The organism is Streptomyces sp. Ag82_O1-12 (assembly GCF_900182715.1).
Taxonomy (GTDB): domain Bacteria; phylum Actinomycetota; class Actinomycetes; order Streptomycetales; family Streptomycetaceae; genus Streptomyces; species Streptomyces massasporeus.
The window spans coordinates 2,563,737-2,577,330 of sequence record NZ_FXUW01000001.1 but is presented as its reverse complement, the minus strand read 5'-3'; the positions used below and the strand labels follow the sequence as shown (position 1 = coordinate 2,577,330).

The 13,594-nt window shown below is 71.0% G+C and carries 14 protein-coding genes and 1 pseudogene; 4 read left to right on the top strand and 11 right to left on the bottom strand.

The features are described 5' to 3' along the window. Positions 1-21: 21 nt before the first annotated feature. Positions 22-993: an aldose epimerase family protein gene (locus QOL88_RS11880; RefSeq protein WP_097216406.1), complete on the bottom strand. Its 972-nt coding sequence runs from the start codon at positions 991-993 to the stop codon at positions 22-24. A 10-nt stretch (positions 994-1,003) separates the two neighbouring features. After that, positions 1,004-1,897 carry an SGNH/GDSL hydrolase family protein gene (locus tag QOL88_RS11875; RefSeq protein WP_097216405.1) on the bottom strand — a complete coding sequence of 298 codons (894 nt, stop codon included), beginning with the start codon at positions 1,895-1,897 and terminating at the stop codon, positions 1,004-1,006. A 259-nt stretch (positions 1,898-2,156) separates the two neighbouring features. Between QOL88_RS11875 and QOL88_RS11870 the strand changes: the two genes are divergently transcribed. Further along, entirely contained in the window at positions 2,157-2,651 is a 495-nt protein-coding gene (locus QOL88_RS11870) for a DUF3145 domain-containing protein (protein ID WP_030836890.1), read from the top strand. A 150-nt stretch (positions 2,652-2,801) separates the two neighbouring features. On the opposite strand, the gene fabF is transcribed toward QOL88_RS11870, so the two are convergent. The 5 genes from fabF to fasR all read right to left on the bottom strand — a co-directional run bounded on the left by fabF (position 2,802) and on the right by fasR (position 7,741). After that, positions 2,802-4,073: a beta-ketoacyl-ACP synthase II gene (gene fabF / locus QOL88_RS11865; RefSeq protein WP_097216404.1), complete on the bottom strand. Its 1,272-nt coding sequence runs from the start codon at positions 4,071-4,073 to the stop codon at positions 2,802-2,804. 86 nt (positions 4,074-4,159) lie between these two features. After that, positions 4,160-4,408 carry an acyl carrier protein gene (locus QOL88_RS11860; RefSeq protein WP_003989952.1) on the bottom strand — a complete coding sequence of 83 codons (249 nt, stop codon included), beginning with the start codon at positions 4,406-4,408 and terminating at the stop codon, positions 4,160-4,162. An 81-nt stretch (positions 4,409-4,489) separates the two neighbouring features. Beyond that, on the bottom strand, positions 4,490-5,491 hold the full coding sequence (locus tag QOL88_RS11855) for a ketoacyl-ACP synthase III (protein ID WP_097216403.1): 1,002 nt from the start codon (positions 5,489-5,491) through the stop codon (positions 4,490-4,492). Between the two features lie 25 nt (positions 5,492-5,516). Then, positions 5,517-6,446 (bottom strand): ACP S-malonyltransferase, encoded by a 930-nt coding sequence (locus QOL88_RS11850; protein WP_097216402.1) that lies wholly within the window; start codon positions 6,444-6,446, stop codon positions 5,517-5,519. Between the two features lie 89 nt (positions 6,447-6,535). After that, complete coding sequence (fasR, locus tag QOL88_RS11845) at positions 6,536-7,741, bottom strand: fatty acid biosynthesis transcriptional regulator FasR (protein ID WP_097216401.1); 1,206 nt, start codon at positions 7,739-7,741, stop codon at positions 6,536-6,538. A 62-nt stretch (positions 7,742-7,803) separates the two neighbouring features. Between fasR and QOL88_RS11840 the strand changes: the two genes are divergently transcribed. After that, positions 7,804-8,454 (top strand): pirin family protein, encoded by a 651-nt coding sequence (locus tag QOL88_RS11840; RefSeq protein ID WP_097222948.1) that lies wholly within the window; start codon positions 7,804-7,806, stop codon positions 8,452-8,454. A 16-nt stretch (positions 8,455-8,470) separates the two neighbouring features. Here QOL88_RS11840 and QOL88_RS11835 read toward each other — a convergent pair whose 3' ends face one another. Next, a complete protein-coding gene (locus QOL88_RS11835; protein WP_097216400.1) occupies positions 8,471-9,286 on the bottom strand; it encodes a serine hydrolase domain-containing protein in 816 nt (271 codons plus the stop codon). Between the two features lie 18 nt (positions 9,287-9,304). Continuing rightward, a pseudogene (locus QOL88_RS11830) lies at positions 9,305-9,776 on the bottom strand (GNAT family N-acetyltransferase). A 98-nt stretch (positions 9,777-9,874) separates the two neighbouring features. Here QOL88_RS11830 and QOL88_RS11825 point away from each other — a divergent pair. Next, positions 9,875-10,342, top strand: coding sequence for a MerR family transcriptional regulator (locus QOL88_RS11825; RefSeq protein ID WP_031104091.1), 468 nt, complete (start codon positions 9,875-9,877; stop codon positions 10,340-10,342). Next, positions 10,339-11,355 (top strand): aldo/keto reductase, encoded by a 1,017-nt coding sequence (locus QOL88_RS11820; protein WP_097216399.1) that lies wholly within the window; start codon positions 10,339-10,341, stop codon positions 11,353-11,355. The genes QOL88_RS11825 and QOL88_RS11820 overlap by 4 nt, the downstream gene beginning before the upstream one ends. 93 nt (positions 11,356-11,448) lie before the next feature. Here the strand turns inward: QOL88_RS11820 and QOL88_RS11815 are convergent, their stop codons facing one another. Together QOL88_RS11815 and QOL88_RS11810 are read right to left on the bottom strand one after the other, a co-directional pair. After that, positions 11,449-12,300, bottom strand: coding sequence for a DUF4429 domain-containing protein (locus QOL88_RS11815; RefSeq protein ID WP_097222947.1), 852 nt, complete (start codon positions 12,298-12,300; stop codon positions 11,449-11,451). A 66-nt stretch (positions 12,301-12,366) separates the two neighbouring features. Next, positions 12,367-13,575: an alpha/beta hydrolase family protein gene (locus tag QOL88_RS11810; RefSeq protein ID WP_097216398.1), complete on the bottom strand. Its 1,209-nt coding sequence runs from the start codon at positions 13,573-13,575 to the stop codon at positions 12,367-12,369. Between the last annotated feature and the right edge of the window lie 19 nt (positions 13,576-13,594).

Sequence of the window (13,594 nt, the reverse complement as noted above, 5' to 3'; positions counted from 1 at the left end):
CGTGGTTCGTGGGGCCGCCCTTCAGCGGACGCCGAACCCGTACACCGTCTCCGAGCGGAACACCTCGCCCGGCCGCAGCACGGTCGTCGGGAAGTCCGGACGGTTCGGCGAGTCCGGGAAGTGCTGGGTCTCCAGCGCGATGCCGTCGCCGGGCGCGAAGGGGCCGGACAGGTGGTCGGCGGTGTACAGCTGGAGGCCGGGCTCGGTGGTCGCCACCGTCAGCAGCCGCCCCGACGCCGGATCGTGCAACTCGGCGACCTTCACCGGAGTGTCCGTCACACCCTTGTCGAGCACGAAGTTGTGGTCGTAGCCGGAGCCGGTCTTGCGGGCCTCGCGGAAGTCGAAGCGCGTGCCGGTCACGTCCTGCGGGCCACCGGCCGGGATCAGGTCGGCGTCCACCGGCGTGTACCGGGAGGCGGCCAGCCGCAGTTCATGACCGCCGGCGTCACCGGAACCGGCCAGGTTGAAGTAGCTGTGGTTCGTCAGGTTCACCACGGTCGGCGCGTCCGTCACCGCCTCGTACGCGATCCGCAGGGCGCCGGACCCGTCCAGCGTGTACGTCGCCGACACCTCGAGCCGGCCCGGGAACCCCTCCTCGCCGTGCGCGCTGATCCGCGTCAGCCGCACCCCGTGCCCGACCGGCTCCGCGTCCCACGGTCGCTTGTCGAAACCCCGCTCCCCGCCGTGCAGCGAGTTCGGCCCGTTGTTCGGCTCCAGGGCGTACGTCCGACCGTCCAGGGTGAACCGGCCACCGGCGATCCGGTTGGCGTACCTGCCGACCAGGGCACCGAGGTACGGCTCCGGATGGGTGAGATACCCGTCGAGATCCGGGAACCCCAGCACCACGTCCCCGGCCCGGCCCTCCCGGTCCGGCACCTCCACGGACTGCACGATCCCGCCGTACGACAGGACCCGCACCCGCACTCCCGCCCGCTCCAGGGTCCAGCGATGCACCGGGGTCCCGTCGGAAAGTGTTCCGAAGAGTTCGTTCATGTGCGGAACTCTAAGTCAGGGGCTTGTGCGCGGTGACGGTGCGGTACGCGATCTCCGCCAACCGGGCCTGTCCGTTCACGCTGGGGTGGAAGTAGTCCCAGCGGCTCAACTGGGCGGTGCCGAAGCGGTAGTCGTACACGGCGCCCCCGTCGTAGCGGCACCGCTTGTCCTCGGCGCAGACCTCCTTCAGGACCTTGTTGTAGTCCTCCACCCGCTTCTGCACCGTGTCCCGCCGCAGGGTAGCCGCCGAGTCCAGGGCGTCCGCGTCGCCCAGCATCGACGGGCAGATGCCCAGCTTCCACACCTGTTTGCCCATCGGGCTGCTCCGGCCCTCGGACCACAGCCGCTTCAGGTTGGGCACGCTCGCCACGAACACCTGCGCCCTGGGCAGGGCCTCGCGCAGGGAGCGCAGGGAATCCTCGAAGTCGGCGCGGAAGGCGGAGACCGGAGTCATCGCCGAAGGTGTCCGCCGGCAGGCGTCGTTCGCCCCCACCATCACCGTCACCAACTGCGGCTCGCGCCGCACCGCCTGCGCCACCTGCCCGGGCAGGTCGGCCATCCGCGCCCCGGTCACGGCGTAGTTCCAGCTGCGCTGCGCGGCCCCCGCCCTGCCCAGCAGCCGCACCGCGAGCGAGTCGACCTCGGGGCTGGCACCGGTCGCCCAGGACGCCTCCGGACAGTCCGACAGCACGTCACAGGCGTCGAACCCCCGTGTGATGGAGTCCCCGACGGCCGCGACGGAACCCGGACTGCGGTCCCACAACGGCGTCGGCTTCGGTGACGGTGTCGCCTTCTCGGACGGGGCCGCGGAATCACCCCCCACGGCATCACACCCCGCGACACCCAGCACGGCCGCCGCGACCACGGCCAGAACGCCCCGTGTACGACGGCCTCGCTTCCGCATCCCTGGTCCATCCCCTCGCCACGCCGAGCCGGTCTCCCCAACCAATAACAACGCACGAGGGTTCCCGACCGATCAGGTGCAACGGCTCACACCCGTACAAGCGTCCCCCTGGGTGAATGGCAGGCGTTTCCCGGCACCTGGACCGACCGTACGTCACACTCCTTGCGCCCCCGCACGGTAGCCTCGCCATCAACGTGACCCGCCCGGTCACAGCCGTTCCGCCCGTTTGCACCATGTCCCGCTCTGCCCGGAGGTTCCGGTGACGACACGTGGAGTTCTGTACGTGCACTCCGCGCCGCGCGCGCTGTGCCCGCACGTCGAGTGGGCCGTCGCCGGGGTGCTCGGCACACGCGTCAGCCTGGACTGGATCCGGCAGCCGGCCGCCCCGGGCACCTGGCGCTCGGAGTTCTCCTGGCAGGGCCAGGTCGGCACGGCGTCCAAACTCGCCTCCGCGCTCCGCGGCTGGCACCTCCTCCGCTTCGAGGTCACCGCCGAACCCTGCGCGACCGCCGAGGGCGAGCGCTACAGCTGCACCCCCGACCTGGGCATCTACCACGCCGTCACCGGCATCCACGGCGACATCCTCATCCCCGAGGACCGTCTCAGAGCGGCCCTGACGCGCTCCCAGCGCGGCGAGACCGACCTGGAAGCCGAACTCAGCAAACTCCTGGGCAAGCCCTGGGACGACGAACTGGAACCCTTCCGCTACGCCGGCGAAGGCGCCCCGGTCCGCTGGTTGCACCAGGTGGTGTGAGTCTTTCAGGGGCGCGGGGCTGTTTCGATTTGCGGCTCCGCCGCGCGGGCGCGACCAGCCCCCACCGGCCGCACCCGGCACACCACCTCACCGAAACGGCGAATGGCCCGAACCCCCACCCAAGGAGTTCGGGCCATTCAACGCTCAAGATCAAACCGTCCGGAACGCCAACACCACGTTGTGTCCACCGAAACCGAACGAGTCGTTCAGCGCGGCGATGCGGCCCTCGACGGGCAGCTTCCGAGCCTCACCCCGAACGACATCGGCATTCGCCTCGGCCTCGGGGTCGAGGTTCTCCACGTTGATGGTCGGCGGAGCCACCCGGTGGTACAGCGCGAGCACGGTCGCGACCGTCTCGACACCACCGGCACCACCCAGCAGATGCCCGGTCATCGACTTCGTCGCGGACACCGCGAAGTGGTCGGCGTCGTCGCCGAACACCTTCCGCAGCGCCTTCAGCTCGGCGATGTCACCCGCCGGCGTGGACGTCGCGTGCGCGTTGACGTGCACGATCTCCGCCGGGTCCAGGTCGTTGCGGTCCAGCAGGTTCTGCAAGGCGTGCGAGATGCCCCGCCCCTCCGGCTCCGGCTGCACGATGTCGTGCGCGTCGGCGGAGATGCCCTGCCCGACCGCCTCCGCGTACACCCGGGCACCGCGCTTCGCGGCGTGCTCGGCGGACTCCAGGACCACGACACCGGCGCCCTCGCCGAGGACGAAGCCGTCGCGGGCGGTGTCGTAGGGACGCGACGCGCCCTGCGGGTCGTCGTTGTTCTTGGACATCGCCATCATGTTGCCGAACGCGGCGATGGGCAGCGGGTGGATCGCCGCCTCCGTGCCGCCCGCGACGACCACGTCGGCGCGGCCGGTGCGGATCATCTCGATGGCGTAGCCGATGGCCTCGGCGCCGGAGGCGCACGCGGAGACCGGCGTGTGCACGCCCGCCCGGGCGCCCACGGCCAGACCCACGTTGGCCGACGGGCTGTTGGGCATCAGCATGGGCACGGTGTGCGGGGAGACGCGGCGGACGCCCTTCTCCTTCAGCACGTCGTACTGGTCGAGCAGCGTCGTCACGCCGCCGATACCGGAGGCGATGACCGCGCCGAGCCGGTCGGGGTCGATGTTCGGATCCTCGCCGGCCTTCGCTTCGAAACCGGCGTCGGCCCAGGCCTCCTTGGCCGCGACCAGCGCGAACTGCGCCGAGCGGTCCAGTCGGCGGGCCTGCGGCCGCGGGATGACCTCGGTGGGCTCCACGGCGACCGGGGCCGCGATCTTGACGGCCTGGTCGGCCGCCCAGTCCTGCTCCAGGGGCTTGACGCCGGACTTGCCGGCGACGAGGCCCTCCCAGGTAGAGGCTGCGTCGCCACCCAGCGGTGTGGTTGCGCCGATACCGGTGACGACCACGGTGTGATTGGTCGGGCTCACGGGAATTCTCTCTCCAACGGTTACGAGGATTAAGCGGCGCCACCGCCGGGTGGCGGGGCAGTCAGCCAGGGGCCTGATCGGTGGGATCAGCCCTGGTGCTTGAGGATGTAGTCGGTCGCGTCACCGACGGTCTTGAGGTTCTTGACGTCCTCGTCGGGGATCTTGACGTCGAAGCGCTCTTCGGCGGCGACGACGACCTCGACCATGGACAGCGAGTCGACGTCCAGGTCGTCGGTGAAGGACTTGTCCAGCTGGACGTCCTCAACCGGGATGCCGGCGATCTCGTTCACGATCTCGGCGAGACCGGCGACGATCTCTTCCTGAGTGGCGGCCATGTTGGCGCTCCTTCGTAGATATCCAGAGGGTGTGGCAGGTGTTTCCTCCCGTGCCGGATCGCATGATCCGGCACGGAGTGCCTAGGGGAGGGTAACGACAGTCGCGGCGTAGACGAGACCCGCCCCGAAGCCGATGACGAGCGCGGTGTCGCCGCTCTTCGCCTCTCCGGTCGCCAGGAGCCGCTCCATCGCGAGCGGGATCGAGGCGGCCGAGGTGTTGCCGGTGGTGCGTACGTCACGGGCGACCGTGACGGACTCCGGCAGCTTGAGTGTCTTCACCATCGAGTCGATGATCCGCTCGTTGGCCTGGTGCGGGATGAAGACGTCCAGGTCCTCCGCGGAGATGCCGGCGGCGTCCAGCGCCTCCTTGGCGACCTTCGCCATCTCGAAGACGGCCCAGCGGAACACCGCCTGGCCCTCCTGCGTGATGGCGGGGAACTTGACGACCTCGCCGGAACGGTAGTCCGTCCACGGCACGGTCTGCTTGATCGTCTCGGACTTGTCGCCCTCGGAGCCCCACACGGTGGGGCCGATCGCGGGCTCCTGGGCCGGGCCGACCACGACCGCGCCGGCACCGTCGCCGAACAGGAAGGCCGTCGCGCGGTCCTCCAGGTCGGTCAGGTCGCTCAGCCGCTCGACACCGATCACCAGGACGTACTCCGCCGAGCCCTCGACGATCATGCCCTTGGCGAGCGTGAGGCCGTAGCCGAAGCCCGCGCAGCCGGCCGAGATGTCGAAGGCGGCGGCCTTGTTCGTACCGAGCGTGTCGGCGATCTCGGTGGCGACGGCCGGGGTCTGCTTGAAGTGCGAGACGGTCGAGACGATCACGCCGCCGATCTGCTCGGCGGAGATCCCGGCGTCCGCGATCGCCTTGCCGGACGCCTCGACGGACATCGCGGCGACCGTCTCCTCGTCGTTCGCCCAGTGCCGGGTCTGGATGCCGGAGCGCGAGCGGATCCACTCGTCGGACGAGTCGATCGTCTCGAGGATCACCTCGTTCGGCACGACCCGGGTCGGGCGGTAGCCGCCGACGCCGAGGATGCGCGCGTACGGGGCGCCCTTGCTGGGCTTGATCTTCGCCATGCGGTCGGCTCCTTGGGGGCGGCGGTCAGGCGTGCTCGGCGATGAGCTCGCGAGCCGCGTCGAGGTCGGCGGGGGACTTCAGGGCCAGCGTCTTCACGCCGGGCAGGGCCCGCTTGGCGAGGCCGGTGAGGGTGCCGCCGGGGCACACCTCGATCAGGGCCGTGACGCCGAGCTCCTTGAAGGTCTCCATGCACAGGTCCCAGCGGACCGGGTTGGCGACCTGGCCGACCAGACGCTCCAGCACCTCGGCGCCGCCGTCGACCGTCCGGCCGTCCTTGTTCGAGACGTAACGGACCTTCGGGTCGCCGGGCGCCAGGGCCTCGGCGGCCTTGGCCAGCGTGTCGACCGCCGGTGCCATGTGGTGCGTGTGGAACGCGCCGGCGACCTTCAGCGCGACGACCTTGCGCACGCCCTCGGGCTTGTCCGCCTCCAGCGCGGCGAGCTGCTCCTTCGTGCCGGCCGCGACGATCTGGCCCGCGCCGTTGATGTTCGCCGGGGTCAGCCCGAGCTTCTCCAGGTGCGCGACCGTCACCGCCGGGTCGCCGCCCAGCAGCGCGGCCATGCCCGTCTCGGTGACGGCCGCGGCCTCGGCCATGCCCAGCCCGCGGGTGCGGACCAGGCGGAGCGCCTCCTCGTGGGGGAGCACTCCGGCGAGCGAGGCGGCGGTGAACTCACCGACGCTGTGCCCGGCGATCGCGCCGACCTTCTGCGGCAGCTCGGCCGGGTCGTCGAACAGCAGGGCGGCGGACGCCAGTCCGGCCGCGACGAGCAGCGGCTGCGCCACCGCGGTGTCGCGGATCTCCTCCGCGTCGGCCTCGGTGCCGTAACGGATCAGGTCGAGTCCCGCGGCGTCGGACCAGGCCTCGAGGGCACCGCGAACACCGGGGAAGTCGAGCCATTCGGTCAGGAAGCCGGGCGTCTGAGCGCCCTGGCCGGGAGCGACGAGTACGAGCACTCTCACACTCTCTCTTGGGTACGGGCACGGCCGCCCGTGGGGACAGGGACGAAGAACAGGGAGGGGTTTTGTCGAGCCCCGACAAAACCTTAGGGCTGGAGATCTCCATCGACCAGACGCCCCAGGATCAACGCGATCCGCAGTGTGAACGCAGAGCGTACATCGGAGGGTGACCAGCCGGTGACGTCAGTCACACGTCGAAGCCGGTAGCGGACGGTGTTGGGATGGACGAACAGCATCCGGGCGGCGCCCTCGAGACTGCTCGCCTGCTCGAGATAGACGCTGAGGGTCTCCAGGAGCGCGGCCCCGGCCTCCTCCAGCGGTCTGTAGATCTCCTCCACCAGCTGCTCACGGGCCGAGGGATCCCCGGCCATCGCACGCTCCGGGAGCAGATCGTCCGCCAGGACCGGGCGCGGGGCGTCCTGCCAGGCGGAACACGCCTTCAGCCCGGCCGCGGCGGCCTGCGCGGACCGGGTCGCGGCCAGCAGGTCCGGCACCACCGGGCCCGCCACGACCGCCCCGGCCGCGAACGGGCCGATGAGCGACTTGGCGACGGCCAGCGGGTTGTCGCTGCCGCCCGCGATGACGACCAGCCGGTCGCCGAGCACCCCGGTGAGCACCTGGAGCTTGGCGTGCCGGGCCGCTCGCCGTATGGCCTCGACGGTCAGTTCGCTGTCCCCGTCGGGCGCCGTGCCGAGCACCACGCACACGTGCTCGGGCGAGTTCCACCCGAGGGCGGCGGCCCGGGACACGGCGCCCTCGTCGGCCTCGCCGCTGAGCACGGCGTTCACGACCAGGGACTCCAGCCGGGCGTCCCAGGCGCCGCGAGCCTCGGCGGCCTGGGCGTACACCTGGGCCGTGGCGAAGGCGATCTCCCGGGCGTAGACGAGCAGCGCCTCGCGCAGCACCCGCTCGTCGCCCGGGGCCGCGACCTCGTCGATCGCGCTCTCCATGACCTCGATGGTGGTGCGCACCATCTCCACGGTCTGGCGCAGGGTGATCGCCCGGGTCAGCTCGCGCGGCGCGGTGCCGAACACGTCGGTGGAGATGGCCTGCGGGGCGTCCGGATGCCGGAACCACTCGGTGAACGCGGCGATGCCCGCCTGCGCGACCAGACCGATCCAGGAACGGTTCTCCGGGGGCATGGCCCGGTACCAGGGCAGCGTCTCGTCCATCCGCGCGATGGCCTGCGCGGCGAGCGACCCGGACGACTTCTCCAGCCGCTTCAGCGTCGCGGCATGGGCGTGGACGTCGTGGGCTGCGGCTTCGTTCTTGCTGGTTTCGGGTTCGGGCACGGGGACAAGACTGCCTTATCCGGACGGGAGGGTGGGGCGCAGGGCCTACCGTGGACTCCGTGATGGACGTCAGGCGCGGAGACGGGCGCTACCCCGGAGGGGATCCGGCCGCAGGGATCGAGTCGTGGCACGCCTTCTCCTTCGGGTCCCACTACGACCCGGACAACCTCCGGTTCGGCGCGGTGCTCGCGTGCAACGAGGAGCGTCTGGCGCCCGGGGCCGGATTCGACGAACACCCGCACAGCCACACCGAGATCGTGACGTGGGTGGTGGAGGGCGAGCTGACCCACCGGGACTCCACCGGGCACGAGTCGGTGGTACGCCACGGGGACGTGCAGCGGCTCAGCTCGGCGGGCGGGGTGCGGCACGTGGAGCGCAACGACGGCCCGGAGCCCCTGACCTTCATCCAGATGTGGCTGGCACCCCTGCGGCCCGGCGGCGACCCGTTCTACGAGGTCGTCCACGGCATCGCCGACTCCACGCCCTACGCCGTCCCGGAGGCCGGCGCGATGCTGCACGTGCGGCGCCTCGGGCCGGGGGAGCGGACCGCGGTGCCGGACGGGCCGTACGTGTACGTGCACGTCGTACGCGGTGACATCCGCCTCGACGGCGACGAACTGGGCGCCGGAGACGCCGCCCGGATCACGGACGCCAAGGGCCTGGAGGCCGAGGGCGTGACGCAGGCGGAGCTGCTGGTCTGGGAGATGGCCTAGCGACCCGGGGCTCGCTCTACAGCTCCGCGAGCACCGCGTCCGTGAACGCCGGCCACACCTCGGTCGCCCAGGGCCCGAACGCCCGGTCCGCCAGGGCCACGCAGGCCGCGCCCGCGTCCGGGTCGATCCACAGGAACGTACCGGACTGCCCGAAATGCCCGAACGTGCGGGGCGAGGACGAGGAGCCCGTCCAGTGCGGCGACTTGGAGTCGCGGATCTCGAAGCCGAGCCCCCAGTCATTGGGGTTCTGGTGGCCGTACCCCGGCAGGACGCCCTTGGTGCCCGGGTAGTGCACGGTCATCGCCGAGGCGACCGTGCGGGGGTCCAGCAGCCGCGGCGCCTGCACCTCGGCGGCGAACCGCAGCAGGTCCTCCACCGTCGACACCCCGTCCTTGGCCGGGGAGCCCTCCAGGGTCGTCGAGGTCATGCCCAGCGGCTCCAGCACGGCCTGCCGCAGGTACTCCCCGAACGGGATGTCGGTGGCCTTCGCCACATGGTCGCCCAGCTGCTCGAAGCCGGCGTTGGAGTACAGCCGACGCTCCCCGGGCGGGGCCGTGACCTTGTGCTCGTCGAAGGCGAGGCCCGAGGTGTGCGCGAGCAGGTGCCGGACCGTCGACCCGGTGGGACCCGCCGGCTCGTCGAGCTCGACGGCCCCCTCCTCGTACGCCACGAGCACCGCGTAGGCGGCCAGCGGCTTGGTCACCGACGCGAGCCGGAACCGCTGCGCGGCAGGCCCGTGGGTGCCGAGGAGGGTGCCGTCTGCCCGTACGACACCCGCCGCAGCGGTGGGAACCGGCCAGTTATCGATCAACGCGAGGCTCTTCAGCGACATGCGTTCGAGCCTATGCGCTCAGAGCGCGAGCTCCAGCAAAGGGTCGGGCTTGGGGCGGAAACCGAGCGAGACGTACAGCGGCTCCGCCTCCGGCGAGGCGGTGAGCTGTACCCGCCGGGCACCGCGCTCGCGGAACCACTCCCAGCAGCGTGGTCATGCAGGCCCGCGCGTACCCGCGGCGCCGGGCGTCCGGGTCGGTGGCGACGCTGAACACGAAGCCCACCATGCCCTGCGGGTCGCCGGACTTGCCGATGCGGTAGTCGATCGTCCCGGCCACCAGGCAGGCCAGCGCCCCCGGCCGCTCCGGGTGGTCCACGACGAACGCCGTGAAGTCCCCGTCGGGCTCGCCCAGTTTGGCCCGCAGAGTGGGCAGGGACTCCCCGTGCCAGGCGACGGACGGATCGGAGGCGAACATCGAGTCGATCATGATCTGGCGCAGCCGCAGGACTTCTTCGGCGTCCCTGGGCAGGGCGCGACGCACAACACTCATGAGTCCGTACGCTAACCAGCCGGATCAGGAAACGTCCTGCCGATTTCTTACCGTCGGCGCTTGCTTGGAGTGCACTCCAAGGTTCTAGCGTTGGGGCCATGACGGTGATGGAGACCACGGGGACCAGGACCGACACCTGCGCCGGCCCGACGCAGCAGCAGAACCGGCGCCCGGACGGTGACGACCACTACACGATCAGCGAGGTCGTCGCCTTCACCGGCCTGACGGCCCACACCCTGCGCTGGTACGAGCGCATCGGCCTGATGCCGCACATCGACCGGTCCCACACGGGCCAGCGCCGCTACACCAACCGCGACCTCGACTGGCTCGACCTCGTCGGCAAGCTCCGCCTGACGGGCATGCCGGTCGCGGACATGGTCCGGTACGCGGAACTGGTGCGCGAGGGCGACCACACCTACGGCGAGCGCTTCGAACTGCTCCAGACGACCCGCGAGGACGTCCTGGCCAGGATCGACGAACTCCGCGGCACGCTCGCCGTGCTCGACCGGAAGATCAGTTTCTACGCGGACGCCGGGCGTGCCCTGGCGTCGGAGAGGTCCCGATGACGGACGGCAGGATCACGACGGCGAAGCTCGGCGACCACGGCCTTGAGGTGAGCGTCCAGGGCCTGGGCTGCATGGGCATGAGCTTCGGTTACGGCCCCGCGGACGCGGACGCGTCCCGGGCCACGCTGGAGCGGGCGCTCGAACTGGGCGTCACCTTCTACGACACGGCCGACGCGTACGGCGCCGGGGAGAACGAGCGGTTCCTCGCGCCGTTCTTCAAGGCCCACCGCGACGAGGTCGTCATCGCGACCAAGTTCGCCCTGTCGATCCCCCCGGACGACCCGACGCGCCGTGTCATCCGCAACGACCCGCCCTACATCCGCCAGGCTGTCGAGGCGAGCCTGAAGCGCCTGGACGTCGACGCCATCGACCTCTACTACATGCACCGGCGCGATGTGAACGTGCCGATCGAGGAGAGCGTCGGCACCATGGCCGACCTGGTCCGCGAGGGCAAGGTCAAGCACCTCGGCCTGAGCGAGGTCACGGCCGGTGAACTGCGCGCCGCCCACGCCGTCCACCCCATCGCCGCCGTGCAGTCGGAGTGGTCGCTGTTCAGCCGTGACATCGAGACGCACGTCGTCCCCGCGGCACGTGAGCTGGGCGTGGCCCTCGTCGCGTACTCACCCCTCGGCCGCGGCTTCCTCACCGGCTCCTTCACCAACGCCGACCAGGACCTGAGCGACGGTGACTTCCGCCGCCAGCAGCCCCGCTTCACCGGCGACAACGCCATGGCGAACGCGACCCTGCTGGAGCTGATCCGCTCGGTGGCCAAGGCGCATGACGCGACGCTCGGTCAGACGGCCCTGGCCTGGGCCCAGCAGCAGGCGACGATCCACGACCTCCCGGTCATCCCGATCCCGGGCACCCGCAAGCCCTCCAGGGTCGAGGAGAACACGGCGGCGACCAGGATCGTCCTGACCGACGAGCAACTGGAGCTGCTGGACGGCATAGCGGCCCAGGTGGCGGGCACGCGCTACGCGGACATGACCTTCACGTCAGCGGGCCGGGAGTAGCGAAGCGCCCCTTCAGAGGCACAGGGACCAGCGCGCCTGCGGGTGCGGGCCACGTACGGCCCGCACCCGCAGGCGCGCAGCACCCCGCAGACGCTACAGCTCCGCCAACAACTCGGCCTTTTTGACCGAAAACTCCTCATCCGTCACCAACCCGGCCTGATGCAGCTCACCCAGGTGACGAATCCGCTCGGCGATGTCCGCGGGATCCCGCCGGGGCGCTGGCACCGCGGCCACCGGGCTCGACGTCCGCACCGCCGCCAACACCGCGGCGGCGAACGGCAGCGACTCGTGCACGGGGCCGTACCCCAGCCCGAACACCACCGCCGCGGGATCCTGATCGGCCTGAGCCCCCGATACTCCCGCATCCCGGCGCAAAAGCCGCAAATGCCCCTCGAAGACCTCCGGCGACCGCCACTCCACGCCGTTCAGCTCCCCGACGGAGAAGCTCTGGTCGCCGGCCTTCCACTTCGCCGACGACGCCCCAGTCCAGAACCACCGGAAGTTCACGGTGCGTCCGTCGAAGGTCGCCTTCCCGTCGTACGCCTTGAACGACAGCGGCCCCTCGGGCGGCTTCACGAGAAAACGATCGGCGGGCCCGGACTCCGTCAGCAGACCCCGCAGTTCGTCGGCGTAGTACTCCGCGAGGACCTCCCGGTCGGCGGGCAGCACCAGGCGGTAGGGGTCGACGTTCTCCTTCAGCTGACCGGCGGCCGCCTCCAGCAACGGGTCCGCCCCGGGTCGCGGCTCCACGCGCAGGACGACCGTGCCGCGTCTGCCGCGGGTCAGCGTCACCCCGGCGATCGCCTCCAGGGGCACACGGCGTTCCCCGAGGGCCTGGAAGAGCTTGGGTGCTCGAATCCCCCGTTCGTAGCGGATGCACACGGAGTCGGACTCGAACTCCCAGGCGGCATGAAATCCGGCCAGCACGTCACCCATGCGGCTCATCGTATGCGGCACGAGCTCCTCCGTCCCCCTTCCGAGCAGACCGCAATTTCTTCGCCTCTACGCGCGTCAGGCCGCCGCCGTGCCGGACAAACCGGTACGGCAGACGCCGTCTTCGTGCGCGCAGTGCACCGAGCGGTATGCGCCAACGCCGATCTCTGCGAAATTGAACAGACTTGCCGTGCCCGGCTCGAAGTAGCCCGCGTGGCCCTTCGCGCCCTCGGCCGACAGCACCCGCGCCCCGAAGCCGGCGGACACCGGATCGGCGCCGTGGCCCAGCCCGCCGACCTCCAGGTAGGGCACGTCCTGGATCCAGTCGTCGGAGTCCCGCATCGCCCACACCCGGGCGCCGGTGTGCAGCTGGGCGGCCTTCTCGACCCGCATGCCGGGGCTGCCCGCCACCGCGATGTCGGACACCCGGCCCGGCATTGAGTGCGCGGCGACCCCGCACACCACGGAGCCGTAGCTGTGGCAGAACAGCGAGACCGGCGAACCGCCGGGCAGCGCCCGCACCAACGCGTTCAGGCGTACGGCACCCTCCTGGGCGCGCATCGCCGTGGCCGAGTCGATGCCGAGTCCGCTGGGCGCCGTGTAGTCGGCCCAGGCGATCACGGCCGTACGGGTCGAGGGGCTCACCTTCCGCTCGGCCGCGTACAGGGACTTGGCCATGCCGACGGGCGCGGAGTACGTGCGGTCGGTGCGCTGGAAGGTGAGCAGGTCGGTATCGACGCCGGGGACGACGACCGAGACCCGCTCGGCCCTGCGCAGGTTGCCGAACACCTCCGCCACCCGGCCCGAGCCCTCCGGGTCGAACGCCAGGATGTGACGGCCCGGCTCCATGAGGTCCTCGAAGCGGTGCATCCTGCGGCCCGCCTCGTGCTGCCCGGCCGGGGTGAGGCGCTGGTCGTGCATGCGTTCCCGCTCGACCTTGCGCGCCTTGGCGAGCGCGAGATGGTTGGCGCGGTAGCGCACCTCGACCGGCGCGCCGTTCATGTTGCCCACCGCGAGCGAGTACTTGCGGATCAGGGTCGAACGGTCCTGCTCGGACAGCGAGGAGAAGAAGCGGGCGAGCTTCGTCGGCTCGGACTGCGGGTCCGGCAGTTCGTGCCCGCCGATCCGGCCGTGCTCCCAGGCGGAGAGCGATGCTTGGAGCGGCGTGGCGCCCCGCTGGTTGCGCAGGGCCGTCCAGCCGGTGGTCGCCAGCATCACGAACACGACGGCCAGAGCGAGCAGTGCGCGCCAGACGTTCAGTTGCGGGGAGGTGTCGAAGGAAGTCACTGAAAGGACACACTAGGAG

Bases quoted from the DNA above. Each gene is read 5' to 3' on its own strand.
- QOL88_RS11880 (WP_097216406.1), bottom strand. From the start codon at position 993: ATGAACGAACTCTTCGGAACACTTTCCGACGGGACCCCGGTGCATCGC.
- QOL88_RS11875 (WP_097216405.1), bottom strand. From the start codon at position 1,897: ATGCGGAAGCGAGGCCGTCGTACACGGGGCGTTCTGGCCGTGGTCGCG.
- QOL88_RS11860 (WP_003989952.1), bottom strand. From the start codon at position 4,408: ATGGCCGCCACTCAGGAAGAGATCGTCGCCGGTCTCGCCGAGATCGTG.
- QOL88_RS11855 (WP_097216403.1), bottom strand. From the start codon at position 5,491: ATGGCGAAGATCAAGCCCAGCAAGGGCGCCCCGTACGCGCGCATCCTC.
- QOL88_RS11840 (WP_097222948.1), top strand. From the start codon at position 7,804: ATGGACGTCAGGCGCGGAGACGGGCGCTACCCCGGAGGGGATCCGGCC.
- QOL88_RS11835 (WP_097216400.1), bottom strand. From the start codon at position 9,286: ATGTCGCTGAAGAGCCTCGCGTTGATCGATAACTGGCCGGTTCCCACC.
- QOL88_RS11825 (WP_031104091.1), top strand. From the start codon at position 9,875: ATGACGGTGATGGAGACCACGGGGACCAGGACCGACACCTGCGCCGGC.
- QOL88_RS11820 (WP_097216399.1), top strand. From the start codon at position 10,339: ATGACGGACGGCAGGATCACGACGGCGAAGCTCGGCGACCACGGCCTT.
- QOL88_RS11815 (WP_097222947.1), bottom strand. From the start codon at position 12,300: ATGAGCCGCATGGGTGACGTGCTGGCCGGATTTCATGCCGCCTGGGAG.